Raw genomic sequence first — 16,514 nt, forward strand, 5'->3', positions numbered from 1 at the left:
GGCCTGCGCAAACGTCGATATCGCCCCGCGATACCCCGCCGACCTTTACGCCCCGGCGCGATCACGCCCGCAGCGCATCACCACACCATCAAGGCCACAGCCGGCCCGGCGCAGCGGTGTCCGAAATCACGCCCAACTGTAGTTAAAACTGACCGAAATCCGCTCTTCTTCGGCCATATTCAACGGCACTTCGTGGCGCAGCCAGCTTTCCCACAAAAGGACTTCGCCGACCTTGGGTGTAATATAGTTAAAACTCCGCAGATCTTGCGGGGCGTCTTTCATCCGTGGGGGCGCCGACATCATCATCGCCAACCGCGGGTCTTCGAATTTGATCGCGCTGGCGCCATCGGGCACGGCCACGTAGGTGGTGCCACTGATCGCAGAATGCGGGTGGATGTGTCCCGTATGGATACCGCCGGGTGGCAGGATATTGATCCACAGATCTTCAAGCTTTAACGGCCGGTCGCCCAGATCAAACGCCAGTTCCTTGGCAAAGGCTTTGACGTGTTTGTCGAGCGTCTTGACCAGATCTTTAAAAATCGGGAACCGATAGGGCAGATCCGTCAACGACGCATAACTGGTGTAGCCGGGAAAGCCGTTTTCGTCGCACCAATCCTGCCCCGCCTCGTCATCCTGCGCGATAGACCAACACGAGGCCTCCAGTTCAGCGGCGTCAATAGGGGGCGTCTTCTCGGAGAGATCGGCGCGGTACAGGCGGGTCACAAAGAGGGAATCTACGGTGCTCATACCCCCTATTAACCGAGCCCGCGATCAGTGGCGAGACCGGCAGGCACGATCTTTTGCATGCCCCCACCGGTTGGCCACGACGACGCAACGCCTAAACGCACGTGTCACCCACTAAGGGCAGCCCGGTGCGTCTTGACCAGATCACGCAGAAAGTCCGCCACCACGCCCACACGACGTGAATGCACCATATCAGATTGCGTCACGAGCCAGATCGGCTGATCGACCCCAAGATCCGCATCCAAGCACACCAGATCGCGTCCCCGCGCGAGAAAATGCGGCACCACCGCCAAACCCAAACCGTGTTCGCACGCGACCAACTGCCCCGCCAATGACGTGGTCACCAGCACAGGCGCACGGCCCTGCAAGGCGCGTTCGATCCATTGTGCGGCTGGCAGATGCGCGTAGTTGTCTGACCACGCAATGATATCATCGGTGTCCAGCGCGCCCGCATCCGGCACCCTGCGCCGCGCAGACACATAGGCAGGCGCGCCGTACAAGCCGTAGCCAAGCGCGCCCAACCTTTGCAACGACACGTTCCCCCGGTCAGGTTTGACCATCCGCAGCGCAATATCCGCGTCGCGGCGGTGCAGATTGGCCGTCGCGATATCGGTTATGATCTCTAACGATAGCCGTGGATATTGCGCTTTCAATGACCCAAGTGCTGGCAAAATCAACCCCGTCGCCAGGTTTTCGGCCGTCGCGAGCCGCACGGTGCCCGACACCGCTGCTTCATGTCGCGACCCAGTCGCGAGCGCCAAGGCATTTGCCTCCATCTCTTCGGCCCGCTCAATCAGGGACGATCCATCCTCGGTCAACCGGTACCCCGAATGATGCCGCGCAAAAAGCGGCTGGCCAATCGCCCGTTCCAACCGTTCTACACGCCGTGAAACCGTCGCGATCCCCACACCCAACGCCGCGGCCGCACCGCTCAACGTGCCAGCACGGGCAACGGCCAAGAACGCGCGGATATCATCCCAAATGATTTCGGTGTTCATACGCTTTCCATTTTTGGAAACCTGATTGCCATTTGCTGCGGTTTTCCTTTCGAAATGGAAATGCCAGTTTTGACGTCAACGCACAAGGCAAGGAGATCCGCATGGACTATCGAACACTCGGGCAAGGCTTCAAAGTTTCGGCTATCGGTCTGGGCTGCATGGGTATGAGCGAATTCTACGGCCCCCGAGACGACGACATATCCATGCGCGTACTGCACGAAGCCATCGACCTTGGTATCGACTTTTTCGACACCGCAGATATGTACGGCCCCTATCACAACGAAGACTTAATCGGCAGTTTTCTGGCGCAATCGAGCGCCAAACCCAAGGTCGCGACCAAATTTGGCATCGTCCGCCAACCCGGTGAATACAGCCGCAGCCTGAACAACAGCGCCGACTACGCCCGCACCGCCTGCGAAGGGTCGCTCAAACGGCTCGGCGTTGACCGTGTTGATCTGTTTTATGTACACCGGATCAACCCGTACCAAGACATCGAAGACACGATGGGCGGCCTGTCGCGGTTGGTGGACGCGGGCAAAATCGACCGGATCGGTCTGTGCGAGGTCAGCCCCGAAACCCTGCGCCGCGCCCATGCCGTTCACCCCGTGACGGCGGTGCAAACCGAATATTCCCTGTGGACACGTGGTGTTGAAGCCGACGTGCTGCCAACTTGCCGCGAACTGGGAGTTGGCTTTGTGCCATATTCACCATTGGGGCGCGGCTTTCTGACCGGGCGTTTCGCGGATACGGCTGCCTTCGAAGACGGGGATTTTCGCCCCCTGCTGCCGCGCTTTCAATCAGATGCCCTGGCGTCAAACCAAAACATCGCAAACCTTGTGGCCCGCGCTGCACACCGCGCCGGATGCACCCCCGCGCAACTGGCTTTGGCGTGGTTGTTGGCGCAGGGCGACGATATCGTGCCCATCCCCGGCACCAAGAAAATCGGATATTTGCGCGACAATACCGCCGCAGTTGACGTCACCCTGACCAATGCCGATCTGCGCAAGATCGAAGGCGAGCTTGCAGACCTAACCGTGTTCGGGGATCGCTATACCGCCGAAGGTATGAAAGGGGTCGACGCATGAGCCGCAGCGCGACACCTCTCCCCGATGCGCTGAGTTTGCTCGAAACACTCGAACCCGGTGCCGCGGCAAAAGTAGCGGCCAATCTCGACGGTTTCGCGCCGGGCGTGGCAGAGTTGATCTTGGGCCATGCCTTCACGGATATCATCGGGCGAGACGGCATAGACCTGCGCACACGCGAAATGCTCACCGTCGCGATGTTATCCGCGATGGGCACCGCGCCCGCACAGTTGGAATTCCACATAGGGGCCGCGTTAAACACCGGCGTCACACGGGACGAGATCGTTGAAATTGTGCTGCAAGTGTCAGTTTATGCCGGTGTGCCTGCCTGCATAAATGCGATTTCGGCGGCAAAAAACGCGTTTCAGGCGGCAACAGCCACCTGAAAACGGGTCATTCGGCGTCAGGTTTGGGCATCTCGGCAGTCGCCCCATCCGGTGTCAATGACAGCGTATGCGCCCGCAGCCACGCCATGAAACCGCGCGGATCATCATCCCATTTGCGCAGTTCATCCTGATCCAGCGGTTCGCCCACAATCGGCGCTTGCGATTTATTCAACGAATAAACGATCTCGTGCAGCAACAGGCCCTGCCGCAACATAGGAGATAATTTGTTGGCGATCTGGTAGGCGCGCGAATTCTGCCCGGGGAATTTGATCGGCACGACTGTCGCACCAGAACGCCGGATCAATTTGGCGGTAAAGACGTTCCATTCAGCCTCGATCGCGGGGCCAAAGAACGTCTCGGACGCGGCGACCCCACCCGATGGAAACAACGCAACCACGCCACCATCTTTGAGATACTGCATCGCCTTGGCGCGCATTTCGACGCCTTTGCGTTGCGCATTCGGGTCGTGTGGAAACGGCACCGGGATCATGTACGACCCCGCCACCTCGTCGATCACGGTGAGCAAAGAGCGCGTCAAAATCCGGTAATCAGGCCGTACACGGCCAATCAGATCCGCAAAAATCATACCGTCCACCATCCCATGTGGATGATTAGACACCACAATGACGGGCCCAGTTTTGGGGATGCGCGCCAGCTGGTCTTGGGGGGTCAAAAGATCGATCCCCATGACGTCAAGCGCCGCGCGCCAAAACGCCTGCCCCTGCGGCGCGCCGGCCTGTTCGAACTTGCGCACCAAACGCAGGATCGTCAGTTTGCCGGTCAGGGCTTCCATGATCCGAATAACCGTAGATTTCCAAGGATCTTCGAACGTCGAGGCATAGGATAAGCTACTGCGGTCATATTGATTGAAATTGACCGGCTCCGCTGTGCCTTGGGACACGTCGATGTCTTGCGAGCTTTCTACCAAGACTTGTTTTCCCGTTCTGCAACTCTCTGAGTGCTTCGTTTCTCTACTGACCTTCGCCAAATTTGTCCGCCACCAGAGCCTTGAGCGCCTCTGCCAACGCCTCAGCATCTGGCCCCGAGGTCCGTATGTCAATAAAGCTTCCCTTAGACGCTGCCAACATCAAAAGTCCCATAATACTGTCGCCCGTTGCCGATTGGCCGTCCTTTGACACGTCTGCCGTGGCGTCAAACCCCTCGACAACCTCTACCAATTTGGCAGAGGCCCGCGCGTGGAGCCCTTTTTCGTTAACGATTTCAAGCGTGCATTTGGTCATGGTGTTGGTCGAACTTCCTGCTCTGGGCTTACGTTCTGACTATCGATGTATTTTTTCCCGGCCTCCAAGGCCAGATCCACCGCATCCGATACTGGTTTGTGACGGCTTTTCGCCAATTTGATCAACATCGGCAGGTTTGCACCATATAGAATGCGCCGGTCACAGGGGCGACAGGCCAGCAGGCTCAGGTTTGACGGGGACCCGCCGTACAAATCCGTCACCAACACCACACCACCGCCGGTATCGACATCATCCGCCGCCTCGCAAATCTCGCGCTCCTTGGCGCGCCGGTCATGATCAGCCGCGATGGAAATCGCGTGTATGCCCGGTTGCCGACCCACGACATGCTCGACCGCGGCAAGATATTCCCGCGCCAAGCCGCCATGTGCAACGATTACAATACCAATCACAGGCTTCACGCCTCTTCCTTTTTACGCAGGTCCAATTCGCGGTGTCTTATTGACACTTGCCAACCGTCTTCCGCAAGCCGCAAAGCATGCCTTTCGGCCATGACAACAGACCTATGCTGCCCTCCAGTACACCCAAAGGCGATTGACAGGTACGACTTTCCCTCCTCGCGATACGCCGGAAGCAACAGCAAGCTAAGTTCGCGCACCTGAGTCTCAAAGGCGGCAAATCGCGGATCACTGGCAACATGCGCGGCAACGGCGTCTTGCATACCCGTCATTTTCCGCAGATCCGGGACCCAATACGGGTTTGTCAGGAACCGGCAATCATAGACCATATCAACGCTGCGTGGCAGCCCGCGTTTGTAGGAAAACGATTGCACCGACACGCTAAGCCTGCGCTGGCCGCCCGGCGCGAACCAATGTTCAACCTCCGCACGCAGTTGGTGCACATTTAGGTCACTGGTATCGATCAAAACGTCCGCGCGCCCGCGCAAAGGGCCCAAAATTTCCAATTCGCGCATAATGCCATCCGAGGGGCGATCATCAGGCGCCAATGGGTGGCGGCGCCGGGTCTCGGAAAACCGCCGCAGCAACACATCTGTATGGCAGTCCAAATATAACAATTCCGGGGCGAGCCCGGGCACCCCGGTCAGCTGCCCCAAAAGGTCAATAATTGCGGTTGTCGAGAAATCACGATTGCGTGGGTCGATCCCCAGCGCCAGCGGCTGATTGCCGTCTGCCCCTTCGAACAACGCAGACAGCAAACGCAGCGGCAAATTATCAACCGCTTCGAAACCCGCATCTTCCAGCACATTCAGCGCACTGGATCTGCCAGCACCCGATGGCCCCGTCACAAACACAATGCGCCGCGCTGTTGGTTCCGTATCCGACATTAAACTTGTGCTCTCCCGCATTTGAGATATTGCAAAATGGCAGCAGGGAAAGAGGGGCTGTCCACTTTGTGAAGACAAGGCAATTCAACGCCGAGCAGATCTCTTGTGTGTTCGGCCGGTAGTCGCGCAGCTTCACGTTGCCCCATATCGATCACCAAATGCAAACGCGTCTCGGGCTGATGGGCGGCGTGCAGCAATCCGACACCGCGCGCCTCTATCAACCCTGAAATCCGCAGCGGAGCGCTGGCCAATACTTGCGATCCACGGCGTCGAACTTGTGTTTGATCATCCGCAACAAGGTCACAGCCGAATGCCATAAGCTGCAACGCCAACCCCGACTTTCCCTGCCCCGACGCGCCAGTAATTAAGACGCCGATCTTATCCAGTGATACGCAACTGGCATGCACCATTTCATGAGGTTCTATGGGGCCAGGTGCGGACATATGTCAGATCGGCAACCCTACAACAAACCGCGCGCCAAGCGGTTCTGATGTGATATCGGCTTCTGTCGGGCGGATGTTTTCAGCCCACACCACACCGCCATGGGCTTCGATAATTTGTTTGGAAATCGCGAGGCCCAAACCAGAGTTATTCCCGAAATGCTCGTCAGGACGTTGGGAATAGAACCGTTTGAAGATTTTCAAAAGCGCCTGATCGGGAATTCCGGGCCCTGTATCTTCAACCACAATCAAAACCCTGTTTTCCTTTTTGCGCGCCCAAACACGTATCGCATCGCCACTTTCACAGAATGAAATAGCGTTTGTGATTAAATTCACAAAAACCTGCGCCAGTCGAGCCTCGAGACCGTGCACAATGACAGGCTGTTCGGGCAGATCAGAAATAAAGTCGATACCTTCGGCCCGCGCCTCTTCACCAAGAAATTGATCAAGGTTGCGCAATGTCGTCAGGACATCAAATGGTTCCTCATCCTCTTTGACCAGCTCGCTATCAAGCCGGGACGCGTTGGAAATATCACTGACCAAACGATCCAACCGCCGGACATCGTGGTCAATGACATCGAGCAGTTTTTCACGCTGATCATCGCGCTTGATCATCCGCAAGGTCCCCACTGCAGACCGCAACGAGGCCAGCGGGTTCTTGATTTCGTGGGCCACATCTGCGGCGAACTGTTCGTTTCCATCAATCCGATTATAGAGTGCCGAAATCATGCCGCGCAGAGCACCGCTCAGACGCCCGATTTCATCAGGACGGGCCGTGAGATCGGGGATACGAATACGCCCCGGGTTCATTTCACGCGCTTTCTTATCGCGGCCAAGTTCGGCGGCTGCCGATAGCTCGGCTAAGGGTGTCGCAATTGTTGAGGCAAGCACTAAGCTCAGCCCCACAGACACCAGAATCGCAATGGCAAACATCTGTAGCACGCGTTCCCGCTCAATGCGGACAAGGTGGTCAATTTCGCCGGTTGCCGTCGTCACAGCGACAACGCCAACCGCGCGCCCATTCTGCACAATTGGGGTCGCAGCGGTAAATAGCTTGCCGCCAGCGAGATCCAGTTCGTTTCGAATTTGGGTGCCATCTTCAAGGCTACGCCCGATCAGCGACTTGAGCCGTTCGCTTAGCGGCGTCTGAACCGTCTCGCCGGGGGGGGAGAACGTGGCAACGACTGCCGACCACAGCCAATCAAGACCATCGGTTAAATATGTATTCCCGCCAAGTTCATTTGCGGATTTTCGCGTCACCAACTGACCTTCCACGGTCGTGATCAACATTTCGGTGCGGTCGAACACGAAAACATCGACACCATTGCGCAGATCTAACCCGCTCAGCGCATCCGCAACGTTAATCCCGTCGCCTGTTGCCAGATTAACAGGTGCCTCTTTTGGCAGTTGCGCTTCGATCACATCCGCAATCAATTCGGCCTCAGACACCAGCGAGGCCGCACGTTGCAAGGCAAGGCTGTCGCGAGATGAATTCAAGTTCAGTATGCCTATGACAAGAACGCACAACGCAACAAGGTTGAACGTCACGATCTTGCGGGTCAGCGGCGAGGTGCGTAAAGACATGCGCCCACGCTTTTCTCTCACACCAGACGCTTCGGCCTCCCCGAAGCTATCTGACGCCACGCTCCCGTCATTTTGCACACCTGTGCTGTCCTCGTGGGGAGGAGGGGTCATGTCACGCACGAAGGTCCTCTCGGCCAAGGCCATCTGCTCAATCAGTCTTCGTTGTATCGGTATCCGATACCATAAAGGGTCTCAATTGCTGAGAATTCTTCGTCTGCCGTGCGCATCTTCTTTCTCAGACGCTTGATGTGGCTGTCGATGGTGCGATCATCAACGTAGACTTGATCATCATAGGCTACATCCATCAATTGATCGCGCGACTTCACGAAACCGGGCCTTTGCGCCAACGCCTGAAGCAACAGAAATTCGGTTACCGTCAAAGACACGTCCCGGCCCTTCCAGCTGACCGCGTGGCGCAATGGATCCATGCGCAATTCACCGCGCTCCATGACTTTAGTCTCTTCGCTATCCGCGGCAACATCCCCAGATACCGCATCCTGACGCCGCAAAAGCGCACGGATCCGCTCTACTAGCAAACGTTGCGAAAAGGGCTTTTTGACGTAATCATCCGCGCCCATCCGAAGGCCAAGGACCTCGTCAATCTCGTCGTCTTTGGACGTAAGGAAAATCACCGGCATCGCCGTTTTCTGACGCAACCGTTGCAACAGATCCATACCATCCATGCGCGGCATCTTGATATCCAACACCGCCATGTCAGGCAGTTTCTTGTTGAAGGCATCCAATGCGGCCTGCCCGTCATTGTAGGTTTCAACCTCAAAACCCTCTGCCTCAAGGGTCATTGAAACCGATGTTAAAATGTTCCTGTCATCATCCACCAAAGCGATTTTAGACATCAGCTCGTTCCTTGTCCCGCTCGTTTCTTTGTTCGTTATACCCGGCGCGTAAAGTCTGCGGTCTAGACCAGTGGTGACTGCGAATCAGTGCAGCGCACTTAGGAATACCGCCACAATTTCATTACGAATGACTGAATTTCGGCATAATATTGGACGATCATCGCCACAGTCGCCCCCTCTGAACCGCGGCAAAACCGCCAGATCAAACAAAGTTGCAAATGGTGGCGCTAACGTCTCCGACGCCGTCTGTTCAACAATAAAAACCCCATGTTAAGACCCAATGGCGCCGAATTTCAGGTTCGAAAACAGGAGAACGACAGATGACACATGGACGGGTAAACCCCGACTTCACGCTCGAAGATCAAGGGATCAAAGGGGCGGGAACCATCTATTATAACCTGATCGAACCCGATTTGATCGAACATGCTCTGGCCCGCGGCGAAGGCAATCTGGGCAAGGGCGGCGCCTTTCTGGTGACCACGGGGAAATTCACCGGGCGGTCCCCAAAAGACAAACATGTCGTCAAAACCGCCGACGTGGCCGACACCATTTGGTGGGAAAACAACGCCGCCATGTCCCCAGAGGGGTTTGATGCGCTGCACGCTGACATGCTTAAACACATGGAAGGGCGCGATTATTTTGTACAAGATCTAACAGGTGGCGCCGACCCAAAACACGCCATCAACGTCCGCATGATCGCCGAACTGGCCTGGCACGGGCTGTTCATTCGCCACATGCTGCGCCGCCCCGATCGCGAAGACCTCGATCACTTTCTGGCCGATTTCACTGTCATCAACTGCCCCAGCTTTCAAGCGGACCCGGCCAAACACAACTGCCGGTCTGAAACCGTCATCGCGATGAATTTCACCAAAAAGCTCATCCTGATCGGCGGCACCGAATACGCCGGTGAAAACAAAAAATCCGTATTTACGTTGCTCAACTACCTGCTGCCGGAAAAGGGCGTCATGCCCATGCACTGCTCGGCCAACCACGCGACAGGCAACCCTGTCGACACGGCCGTGTTCTTCGGGCTGTCTGGCACCGGCAAAACGACGCTTTCTGCGGAACCAACCCGCACCCTGATCGGCGATGACGAACACGGCTGGTCCGACACCGGCACGTTCAACTTCGAAGGTGGCTGCTACGCCAAAACAATCAGCCTGAGCCCAGACGCCGAACCCGAGATCTACGCGACAACGGAAAAATTCGGCACCGTGATCGAAAACATGGTCTACGACCAAGACACCAAAGATCTCGATTTTGAAGATGACAGTCTGACGGCAAATATGCGCTGTGCCTATCCGCTGCACTATATCTCGAATGCGTCAGCTGCCGCGCGGGGCGGGCACCCCAAGAACATCATCATGTTGACCTGCGATGCCTTTGGCGTTTTGCCGCCCATTTCGCGCCTGACCCCGGCGCAGGCAATGTATCATTTCCTATCGGGCTTTACCTCTAAAGTGGCGGGCACCGAACGGGGCGTGACCGAACCCGAGCCCACGTTTTCGACCTGCTTTGGCGCGCCCTTCATGCCGCGTCGTCCCGAGGTCTATGGCAACCTGCTGCGTGACAAAATCGCCACCCATGGCGCGACCTGTTGGTTGGTCAACACCGGCTGGACGGGGGGCGCCTATGGCACCGGCAGCAGAATGCCGATCAAGGCGACACGCGGGTTGCTGACGGCTGCTTTGGACGGGTCACTCGCGGACGTCCTCTTTCGCAAAGACCCCAACTTTGGGTTTGACGTGCCGGTAGATGTCACAGGGGTGCCCACGATCTTGCTGGATCCGCGCCGCACATGGGACGACGCGGATGCCTATGATCGCCAAGCCGCTAAGTTGGTCAAGATGTTCTCGGACAACTTCGGCCAGTATCTGCCGTTCATCGACGACGAGGTAAGGGCAGCGGCGATCAGTTAATCCAACCGCCGCGCACAGGGTCAGGCCGCTTGGCGGTCTGGCTGCGAGGTGTTGACCACATCGATAATCGGCATCTCCAGCAGGTACCGCGTGTCCTCGTTGGTGAGGTAGCTCAGGAACCCTTCCATCGGTCGGTCTGAGCCCTTGCGGTACCACCGCAGGGCGCCGGGTTCGTTGTGCATATACCCCATCCGTTCTGCGAACCCCTTGAACGCAACGGTCCGCGCCATAAAGCCGAAAATATGATCCGGGTTCCACCGGCACATCGCCTCGTGGATTCCATAACGTGCCAGCACCGTGGACAACCCCGTGCCACGATAGGGGCCGGTGTCGCCCATCCAGACTTCGCCGTGATAGACGACCTGCCCTGTCATGCGGTCAGCACCCGGACTGGACCGAAACCGGGACCGTTGCAGATCAAGATCCGGGATCGCCGGTGGGAAGTCGCGGAACCGTTTCAGCATGTAGCCGCCCAGTGATTTTTCCTGCAGATCAATCAGCCGGGATGCCTGAGTGTGCATCAACGCTCCGTCCACATCGCGCGCGATCAGCCAAAAAGAATTGGTGTCGTTAAGGTCATGTACTTCGGGATCAAACGGCGCCCCTAATACCTGCTGGGGCCGTTCTCGTTTCAGCATCGTGTGATAGGTGGTAAAATTTGAGCCGACGGTCACGGTAATCTGGTTTTGGTGTAATATATCGCGGCTTGTGGCCACAAATTGGGCCCCCGCGTTCAAACTTTGAAAAGACATAGCAAAACTCCTTTGCACGAGCATCCTCATGCAAAGGTTAGCCTAACGGCGTGCTTAACGCTCGAACTTTGCGTCAGCGGGGTCCAGATTCACGACAATATCGGCGGAAGGTTGCACAATTTTGCTCGGATCGAGCCCAAGTATCTCAATATCGGACGACGGCTCCACAAGCGAATAGAGCGCCAGGCTGCCGTCAGGGAATCGCCCCCCCAACATAAGACGGTGATAATTGACCGGTTTCAGGATCCCATCGGGATGGGACGGAACCAGCGTGTAAACATGGTCCAAACGCAAACTTTGGGTCGATTGAACCTCATGGAAAGGTTCATCCAACATGCGCGCGAAATCCTCGCCACCGGGCATGCGGCCCAAGGACCGCCCGACGCTGCTGCGGGCTTTGGCCAGCCCAAACCACTTGACGAAAAAGGACTGCGCGCCGAATTCAACACAGATCCAGCCCGCGCTGGTATGGCGGTACACAATCAGATAAGGGCGCACGTGCTCCATATGGGGGGACTCAATGTCCCCCGCCGCCATGCACCAACTGCGCACCATTTCACGCTGCAGGCAGGACGACGACGCCCAGATCCGCCCCAACGAATGTTGTTGCTGCCAAAAGCACCACCCATCCGGCAGCGTTGAACTGAACACCTGCAGGCCGTCGATGTGCCCAAGGGAATTGTTCAACCATGCATTCCCGCGCGCCAAAATGCTCAACGCCTCGGGCAGGGCGCGGGCGCCAGCCTCTGTCAGCCGGTACTGACGATCTTCCACAACAAACAACGCCTCACCCTTTGCCTCTTCCAGCTGCGTGATGTGGCGGCGCACAGTTTGCCGGGTGCTGCCCAGCTCTTTGACGGCGTGGCTCAGGTTCAGCGTTTGGGCCAGCGTCGTGAACGACCTGATCATCTCATGCAACAACCCATGAGACTCGACAGGTCTCAGCGCGGCGTTCGTGGTTTCGGAAGGATCCATGACCCGGTTCATAACGCCAACGGTAAATTAATCATCCAGCAATGCAACATTTTTCACCCATCACCCGTATATTTATCATCAGAAAAGGAAAAAACGTACTCAATTGCGCTAGCCGTCGATTCCCGGAAGAAGTGTACCCAGTCACAACCAGAGGTGTTAAATAGTTATGTCCCATCCCGTTGATGTTCACGTCGGTCGCAAATTGAAACAAATTCGCACTATGCGCCGGCTCTCCCAAACAGATGTTGCCAAGGAACTGAGTCTCTCGTTTCAGCAGATCCAAAAATACGAAATCGGATCCAATCGTATCGCTGCCAGTCGGTTGTATGAACTGTCGCGGATCCTTGATGTACCCACATCTTATTTCTTCGAAGGCATTGATGCTGAACTAGAAAATTCAGAACGCCGCGATCCGGGGCTCGAGATTGTGACCGCATTGGCCGCGATCCGTGACGAGACAGTAAAGACACGAATCGTGACGTTCATAGAAGATGTCTCAGGCGTAACCGTCGCGCGTCAGAGCTGATCCTGCGCCAACGATGCGGTGCTGGGCAGATCTGTCTGGCGCTCTAAATATCGTCAATACAGTTTTAATTTTAATGAGTTTGTGACTGACAAGCGCCGCACCTGCGGCGCTTTTTTCTCGACCATTGCCGCCTATTTTGACTGTGAACACAGTGTTGCGGCTTTCGAAACAATCAGAAGGTGTGATCTATAAATTTCATTGGGAAATTTTAATATGAAAAAATGCACCTTCACGTATTTTTATTGCGCCTCCACTGTGATCGGTCTACATCATCACACAACCGACAAAGGATGTACCGATGCCCCATGACGGACAGACGCCGCCGACCCAAAACACAATTGTGCTGGGCAATCTATTGGAATTAACCGCCGCTGCGTTGCCGCCGATTGATGCGCTCCTTCACACGGCGACCGAGCGGGTCAAAGCAGTTGTCACAACCGATGGCCGCGTGTCAGGGGCGCTCATCGAAGCGCATCAAACGGCGACGCATGGGCTCGCTTGGTTGGCGACCTATGTCCAAGCCTTGCACCAAATGCATGCTTGGGCCGAACGTCTGAGCACCGCAGGCACCTTCGGCGAAACCGAACAGTTGATCCACCAAATCGCGTTTGGCGAATACCTGTCGCAGATCAGCGGCGGCCTGCAAATGAACCAAGGCGAGATGCTGCGGCTTCAGGATCTGGGGATCGGCCCGGCGGATAGCGGCGCTCTCACCAACCCTGCGATTGCGACATTGACCCAACACGGCAACACCCAAGCCGCCCGCACACGACTGGTCGCGTTGATGCAAGAGCACGCCGCGCATGTTATCATCGGCGCATCGGGGTTGGATGATGAATTGGAAATGATACGTGACCAATTCCGGCGTTACGCTATCGAAAAGGTCGAGCCCTACGCCCACGACTGGCACCTCAAAGATGAGCTGATCCCGCTAAACGTGATAGACGAACTGGCCGAAATGGGGGTCTTTGGGTTGACCATTCCCGAAGAATTCGGCGGGTTTGGCCTGTCCAAGGCATCTATGTGCGTGGTGTCCGAGGAACTGTCGCGCGGGTATATCGGGGTCGGCAGTCTGGGCACGCGATCCGAGATCGCCGCGGAACTAATTCTGGCAGGCGGCACGCAAGCCCAAAAAGAAAAATGGCTCCCGCGGTTGGCCCGTGCCGAAACACTGCCAACCGCCGTCTTTACTGAACCAAACACCGGGTCAGATTTAGGCAGCCTACGCACTCGTGCGGTCAAAAATGGCGACGACTATAAGGTCACCGGCAATAAAACTTGGATCACCCACGCCGCCCGCACGCATATGATGACCCTGTTGGCCAGAACCGACCCCGGCACGACAGACTACAAAGGCCTGTCGATGTTTCTGGCCGAAAAGACCCCCGGCACCGATGACGCCCCCTTTCCGACGGCTGGCATGACCGGCGGCGAGATCAAAGTCTTGGGATATCGCGGGATGAAAGAATACGAACTGGCCTTTGATAATTTCCACGTGGATGGCGGCAATTTACTGGGAGGCGAAGAGGGTAAGGGGTTCAAACAACTGATGGAAACCTTTGAATCCGCGCGCATCCAAACCGCCGCCCGTGCGGTGGGTGTGGCGCAATCTGCGTTGGATCTGTCGATGCAATACGCCCAAGACCGCAAGCAATTCGGCAAACCGTTGATCGCCTTCCCACGGGTGTCGGGCAAGTTGGCGATGATGGCCGTAGAGCTGACCATCGCACGGCAACTCACGTATTTCTCGGCCTTCCAAAAGGACCAAGGGCACCGCTGCGACGTCGAGGCTGGCATGGCCAAACTGCTGGGCGCGCGGGTGGCATGGGCTGCGGCAGACAACGGGCTACAGATCCATGGCGGCAACGGTTTTGCCTTGGAATACAAGATCAGCCGCGTGTTGTGTGACGCCCGCATCCTGAACATCTTTGAGGGCGCCGCCGAAATTCAGGCGCAGGTCATTGCGCGCCGGCTGCTAAACTAAACCGGGTGCCAAAATGGCAAGCATCCGCCGACCCATTGGCCCGTAGCGCTGTGCTTTGCCTATGTTAGGTGCAAAATGACGCCTTCGCACTTGCAGCATCACAGCCACCTGCGTATGGCTGAATCATGGCAGCACAACGACTCACCCGACAAAAGTGGATCGATGCAGGGCTTGACGCGCTGGTCGCCCATGGCCCTGTGGCACTTGCGGCCGAACCTTTGGCCCGCGGACTTGGCGCGACAAAAGGGTCCTTCTACTGGCATTTCAAAGACGTCCCCGCCCTACATGATGCGGTCGTCCGGGACTGGCAATCCCGCGCACTGTCGCAGATCGCAGAGGCCCTGTCTCAAACCGGCAATGTCGAAAAACGCCTGCGCGCCTTCGGAAAGCAGTTCCTGTCAGATCGTCAGGACCCCGCGTTTCGAGCGTGGGCGCAAAGCGCACCTGTGGTGGCCCGTGCCGTCGGCGATGTAGATGCCGAGCGTCTGACCTATCTGGTCAACCTTTTGGCACATCTGGGGGTCACGAACCCCGCCTTTGCGCAAAGTTGTTTGGGCGCGCTGATCGGGTTGCCGCAGATACAAGGCAAAACCAAACCGGCGCAGGCGTTTGAAACCATGATTGATCTGGTTCTCGCGCTGAAATGACCCGCGCCACGCTTGCGGGCATCGCCTTTCTCGCAACGTTTGGCGCATTGGCCGCCTGCAAAAACGACGAAACCGTATCTGCCTATGGGGCCGCCGACCGGGTCTGGCACTTGGTCGAGATTGACGAAATCGATGTAACCTATGCGGCAACCCTGCGGTTTCCCGAACCGGGCCAAATCGACGGGGACGGGCCATGCAATCGCTTTCGTGGGGCGATGACAGTACCCTACCCTTGGTTTGACGCCAAAGGCTTGATCGCGACGCGCACCGCGTGCCCAGAGTTGGCAGGCGAAACCCAATATCTGGCAGCTTTGGCCCATATGACGTTGTCAGAAGTGCTGGGTGATACGTTGATCCTGTCTACCCCCGAAGGCCGGACTATGGTGTTTGTAGCCGCCGATTAAACGCCTCGACAAACCGCGCCCGTGCTTCGGGCAAGGGTTTATGACCGCGATCCAACGCAAGATGCCGGCCCAGAAAATACCCCGTGGTATTTAGCGCCACGGCCACTTCGTAGTCATCCCCGTCACCGATACCGCGCAAAATATCCGGCAATGGCAACAGCCGGTCTGCCCACTCTCCCGCTGCATCGCGCGACACGGCCCGCCCTGATTTGGGCGACACATACGCCAGATCATGTTGTTGCCCTGTCACCGCACACGCATCCAGCGCAAGCCCGTACCCCAGTTCGTCCAACAGGCTCAGCTCCCACCGCAGGTAGGCCAACGGCCACAGGTCGGTCTGTTCCAGCAGATCCAAAAGATGTTCTGACTGCACATACAACCGGTGATGCGGTTCCCGTTCTGGCAGACAAAACCCCAGCAACGCCGTCACTGTGTTGAGCCCGGCCAACATCAACCGGTCGGCCATCGCCACCACCGCTCGGCTGCGCACGGGTTCAACCTGAAAACTACCGATATGATCTTCGAGCCGCGCCCGCCAGATGACATCCAGCTGCGCGCCCGGCTGCAAGATCGGGGCAATCTTGCGGCTGGTGCCCCCCCGGACCACGCCTGCATGGCGGCCACGGTCGGGCGTGAACATCTCAATGATCGCAGAGGTTTCGCCGTGACGCCGGG

At 57.1% G+C, this 16,514-nt stretch carries 19 protein-coding genes; 7 read left to right on the top strand and 12 right to left on the bottom strand.

Annotated elements, in window-relative coordinates; all coding sequences use genetic code 11:
• Nucleotides 1-126: 126 nt before the first annotated feature.
• A complete protein-coding gene (locus tag ABJL60_RS10480; RefSeq protein ID WP_348404233.1) occupies nt 127-747 on the bottom strand; it encodes a TIGR02466 family protein in 621 nt (206 codons plus the stop codon).
• A gap of 104 nt (nt 748-851) precedes the next feature.
• Complete coding sequence (locus ABJL60_RS10485) at nt 852-1,742, bottom strand: LysR family transcriptional regulator (RefSeq protein WP_348404232.1); 891 nt, start codon at nt 1,740-1,742, stop codon at nt 852-854.
• A gap of 101 nt (nt 1,743-1,843) precedes the next feature.
• Between ABJL60_RS10485 and ABJL60_RS10490 the strand changes: the two genes are divergently transcribed.
• On the top strand, nt 1,844-2,827 hold the full coding sequence (locus ABJL60_RS10490) for an aldo/keto reductase (RefSeq protein ID WP_348404231.1): 984 nt from the start codon (nt 1,844-1,846) through the stop codon (nt 2,825-2,827).
• Nucleotides 2,824-3,210, top strand: coding sequence for a carboxymuconolactone decarboxylase family protein (locus tag ABJL60_RS10495; protein ID WP_348404230.1), 387 nt, complete (start codon nt 2,824-2,826; stop codon nt 3,208-3,210). The genes ABJL60_RS10490 and ABJL60_RS10495 overlap by 4 nt, the downstream gene beginning before the upstream one ends.
• A gap of 7 nt (nt 3,211-3,217) precedes the next feature.
• On the opposite strand, the gene ABJL60_RS10500 is transcribed toward ABJL60_RS10495, so the two are convergent.
• Genes ABJL60_RS10500 through ABJL60_RS10530 form a run of 7 tightly spaced genes read right to left on the bottom strand, consistent with a single transcriptional unit; the run spans nt 3,218 to nt 8,632 of the window.
• A complete protein-coding gene (locus ABJL60_RS10500; protein ID WP_348404229.1) occupies nt 3,218-4,138 on the bottom strand; it encodes a lysophospholipid acyltransferase family protein in 921 nt (306 codons plus the stop codon).
• Between the two features lie 43 nt (nt 4,139-4,181).
• Nucleotides 4,182-4,451: an HPr family phosphocarrier protein gene (locus ABJL60_RS10505; RefSeq protein ID WP_348404228.1), complete on the bottom strand. Its 270-nt coding sequence runs from the start codon at nt 4,449-4,451 to the stop codon at nt 4,182-4,184.
• Nucleotides 4,448-4,861, bottom strand: coding sequence for a PTS fructose transporter subunit IIA (locus ABJL60_RS10510; protein ID WP_348404261.1), 414 nt, complete (start codon nt 4,859-4,861; stop codon nt 4,448-4,450). Before ABJL60_RS10510 ends, ABJL60_RS10505 begins: the two co-directional genes overlap by 4 nt.
• A gap of 5 nt (nt 4,862-4,866) precedes the next feature.
• Nucleotides 4,867-5,754 carry an RNase adapter RapZ gene (rapZ, locus tag ABJL60_RS10515; protein ID WP_348404227.1) on the bottom strand — a complete coding sequence of 296 codons (888 nt, stop codon included), beginning with the start codon at nt 5,752-5,754 and terminating at the stop codon, nt 4,867-4,869.
• Entirely contained in the window at nt 5,754-6,197 is a 444-nt protein-coding gene (locus ABJL60_RS10520; protein WP_348502161.1) for an aldolase, read from the bottom strand. Before ABJL60_RS10520 ends, rapZ begins: the two co-directional genes overlap by 1 nt.
• A 3-nt stretch (nt 6,198-6,200) precedes the next feature.
• Complete coding sequence (locus tag ABJL60_RS10525) at nt 6,201-7,889, bottom strand: sensor histidine kinase (protein ID WP_348502162.1); 1,689 nt, start codon at nt 7,887-7,889, stop codon at nt 6,201-6,203.
• Between the two features lie 41 nt (nt 7,890-7,930).
• Nucleotides 7,931-8,632 (bottom strand): response regulator transcription factor, encoded by a 702-nt coding sequence (locus ABJL60_RS10530; protein WP_348404224.1) that lies wholly within the window; start codon nt 8,630-8,632, stop codon nt 7,931-7,933.
• 320 nt (nt 8,633-8,952) lie between these two features.
• Between ABJL60_RS10530 and ABJL60_RS10535 the strand changes: the two genes are divergently transcribed.
• Nucleotides 8,953-10,551 (top strand): phosphoenolpyruvate carboxykinase, encoded by a 1,599-nt coding sequence (locus ABJL60_RS10535; RefSeq protein ID WP_348404223.1) that lies wholly within the window; start codon nt 8,953-8,955, stop codon nt 10,549-10,551.
• A 20-nt stretch (nt 10,552-10,571) separates the two neighbouring features.
• Here the strand turns inward: ABJL60_RS10535 and ABJL60_RS10540 are convergent, their stop codons facing one another.
• Together ABJL60_RS10540 and ABJL60_RS10545 are read right to left on the bottom strand one after the other, a co-directional pair.
• Entirely contained in the window at nt 10,572-11,303 is a 732-nt protein-coding gene (locus ABJL60_RS10540; RefSeq protein ID WP_348404222.1) for a hypothetical protein, read from the bottom strand.
• 54 nt (nt 11,304-11,357) lie between these two features.
• Nucleotides 11,358-12,278 (bottom strand): LysR family transcriptional regulator, encoded by a 921-nt coding sequence (locus tag ABJL60_RS10545; protein ID WP_348404221.1) that lies wholly within the window; start codon nt 12,276-12,278, stop codon nt 11,358-11,360.
• Nucleotides 12,279-12,444: 166 nt separating this feature from the next.
• On the opposite strand from ABJL60_RS10545, the gene ABJL60_RS10550 reads away from it, so the two are divergent.
• The 4 genes from ABJL60_RS10550 (at nt 12,445) to ABJL60_RS10565 (ending at nt 15,839) form a co-directional block, all read left to right on the top strand.
• Complete coding sequence (locus ABJL60_RS10550; protein WP_348404220.1) at nt 12,445-12,804, top strand: helix-turn-helix transcriptional regulator; 360 nt, start codon at nt 12,445-12,447, stop codon at nt 12,802-12,804.
• A gap of 298 nt (nt 12,805-13,102) precedes the next feature.
• Nucleotides 13,103-14,788, top strand: coding sequence for an acyl-CoA dehydrogenase family protein (locus ABJL60_RS10555; protein ID WP_348404219.1), 1,686 nt, complete (start codon nt 13,103-13,105; stop codon nt 14,786-14,788).
• Between the two features lie 125 nt (nt 14,789-14,913).
• The gene (locus ABJL60_RS10560) at nt 14,914-15,435 is read left to right on the top strand and encodes a TetR/AcrR family transcriptional regulator (protein WP_348404218.1); all 522 of its coding nucleotides are present in this window, start codon (nt 14,914-14,916) and stop codon (nt 15,433-15,435) included.
• Complete coding sequence (locus ABJL60_RS10565; RefSeq protein WP_348404217.1) at nt 15,432-15,839, top strand: META domain-containing protein; 408 nt, start codon at nt 15,432-15,434, stop codon at nt 15,837-15,839. The genes ABJL60_RS10560 and ABJL60_RS10565 overlap by 4 nt, the downstream gene beginning before the upstream one ends.
• On the opposite strand, the gene recO is transcribed toward ABJL60_RS10565, so the two are convergent.
• The coding region (recO, locus tag ABJL60_RS10570; protein WP_348502163.1) for a DNA repair protein RecO at nt 15,814-16,514 on the bottom strand (701 nt) is incomplete at its 5' end. The genes ABJL60_RS10565 and recO overlap by 26 nt on opposite strands.

Source organism: Ascidiaceihabitans sp., from assembly GCF_039986515.1.
Taxonomy (GTDB): domain Bacteria; phylum Pseudomonadota; class Alphaproteobacteria; order Rhodobacterales; family Rhodobacteraceae; genus Ascidiaceihabitans.

What these genes read in the sequence shown, in the direction of transcription:
- ABJL60_RS10480 (WP_348404233.1), bottom strand. Translation starts at nt 747, where the DNA reads ATGAGCACCGTAGATTCCCTCTTTGTGACCCGCCTGTACCGCGCCGAT.
- ABJL60_RS10485 (WP_348404232.1), bottom strand. Translation starts at nt 1,742, where the DNA reads ATGAACACCGAAATCATTTGGGATGATATCCGCGCGTTCTTGGCCGTT.
- ABJL60_RS10490 (WP_348404231.1), top strand. Translation starts at nt 1,844, where the DNA reads ATGGACTATCGAACACTCGGGCAAGGCTTCAAAGTTTCGGCTATCGGT.
- ABJL60_RS10495 (WP_348404230.1), top strand. Translation starts at nt 2,824, where the DNA reads ATGAGCCGCAGCGCGACACCTCTCCCCGATGCGCTGAGTTTGCTCGAA.
- ABJL60_RS10505 (WP_348404228.1), bottom strand. Translation starts at nt 4,451, where the DNA reads ATGACCAAATGCACGCTTGAAATCGTTAACGAAAAAGGGCTCCACGCG.
- rapZ (WP_348404227.1), bottom strand. Translation starts at nt 5,754, where the DNA reads ATGTCGGATACGGAACCAACAGCGCGGCGCATTGTGTTTGTGACGGGG.
- ABJL60_RS10520 (WP_348502161.1), bottom strand. Translation starts at nt 6,197, where the DNA reads ATGTCCGCACCTGGCCCCATAGAACCTCATGAAATGGTGCATGCCAGT.
- ABJL60_RS10525 (WP_348502162.1), bottom strand. Translation starts at nt 7,889, where the DNA reads ATGACCCCTCCTCCCCACGAGGACAGCACAGGTGTGCAAAATGACGGG.
- ABJL60_RS10530 (WP_348404224.1), bottom strand. Translation starts at nt 8,632, where the DNA reads ATGTCTAAAATCGCTTTGGTGGATGATGACAGGAACATTTTAACATCG.
- ABJL60_RS10535 (WP_348404223.1), top strand. Translation starts at nt 8,953, where the DNA reads ATGACACATGGACGGGTAAACCCCGACTTCACGCTCGAAGATCAAGGG.
- ABJL60_RS10540 (WP_348404222.1), bottom strand. Translation starts at nt 11,303, where the DNA reads ATGTCTTTTCAAAGTTTGAACGCGGGGGCCCAATTTGTGGCCACAAGC.
- ABJL60_RS10545 (WP_348404221.1), bottom strand. Translation starts at nt 12,278, where the DNA reads ATGGATCCTTCCGAAACCACGAACGCCGCGCTGAGACCTGTCGAGTCT.
- ABJL60_RS10550 (WP_348404220.1), top strand. Translation starts at nt 12,445, where the DNA reads ATGTCCCATCCCGTTGATGTTCACGTCGGTCGCAAATTGAAACAAATT.
- ABJL60_RS10555 (WP_348404219.1), top strand. Translation starts at nt 13,103, where the DNA reads ATGCCCCATGACGGACAGACGCCGCCGACCCAAAACACAATTGTGCTG.
- ABJL60_RS10560 (WP_348404218.1), top strand. Translation starts at nt 14,914, where the DNA reads ATGGCAGCACAACGACTCACCCGACAAAAGTGGATCGATGCAGGGCTT.
- ABJL60_RS10565 (WP_348404217.1), top strand. Translation starts at nt 15,432, where the DNA reads ATGACCCGCGCCACGCTTGCGGGCATCGCCTTTCTCGCAACGTTTGGC.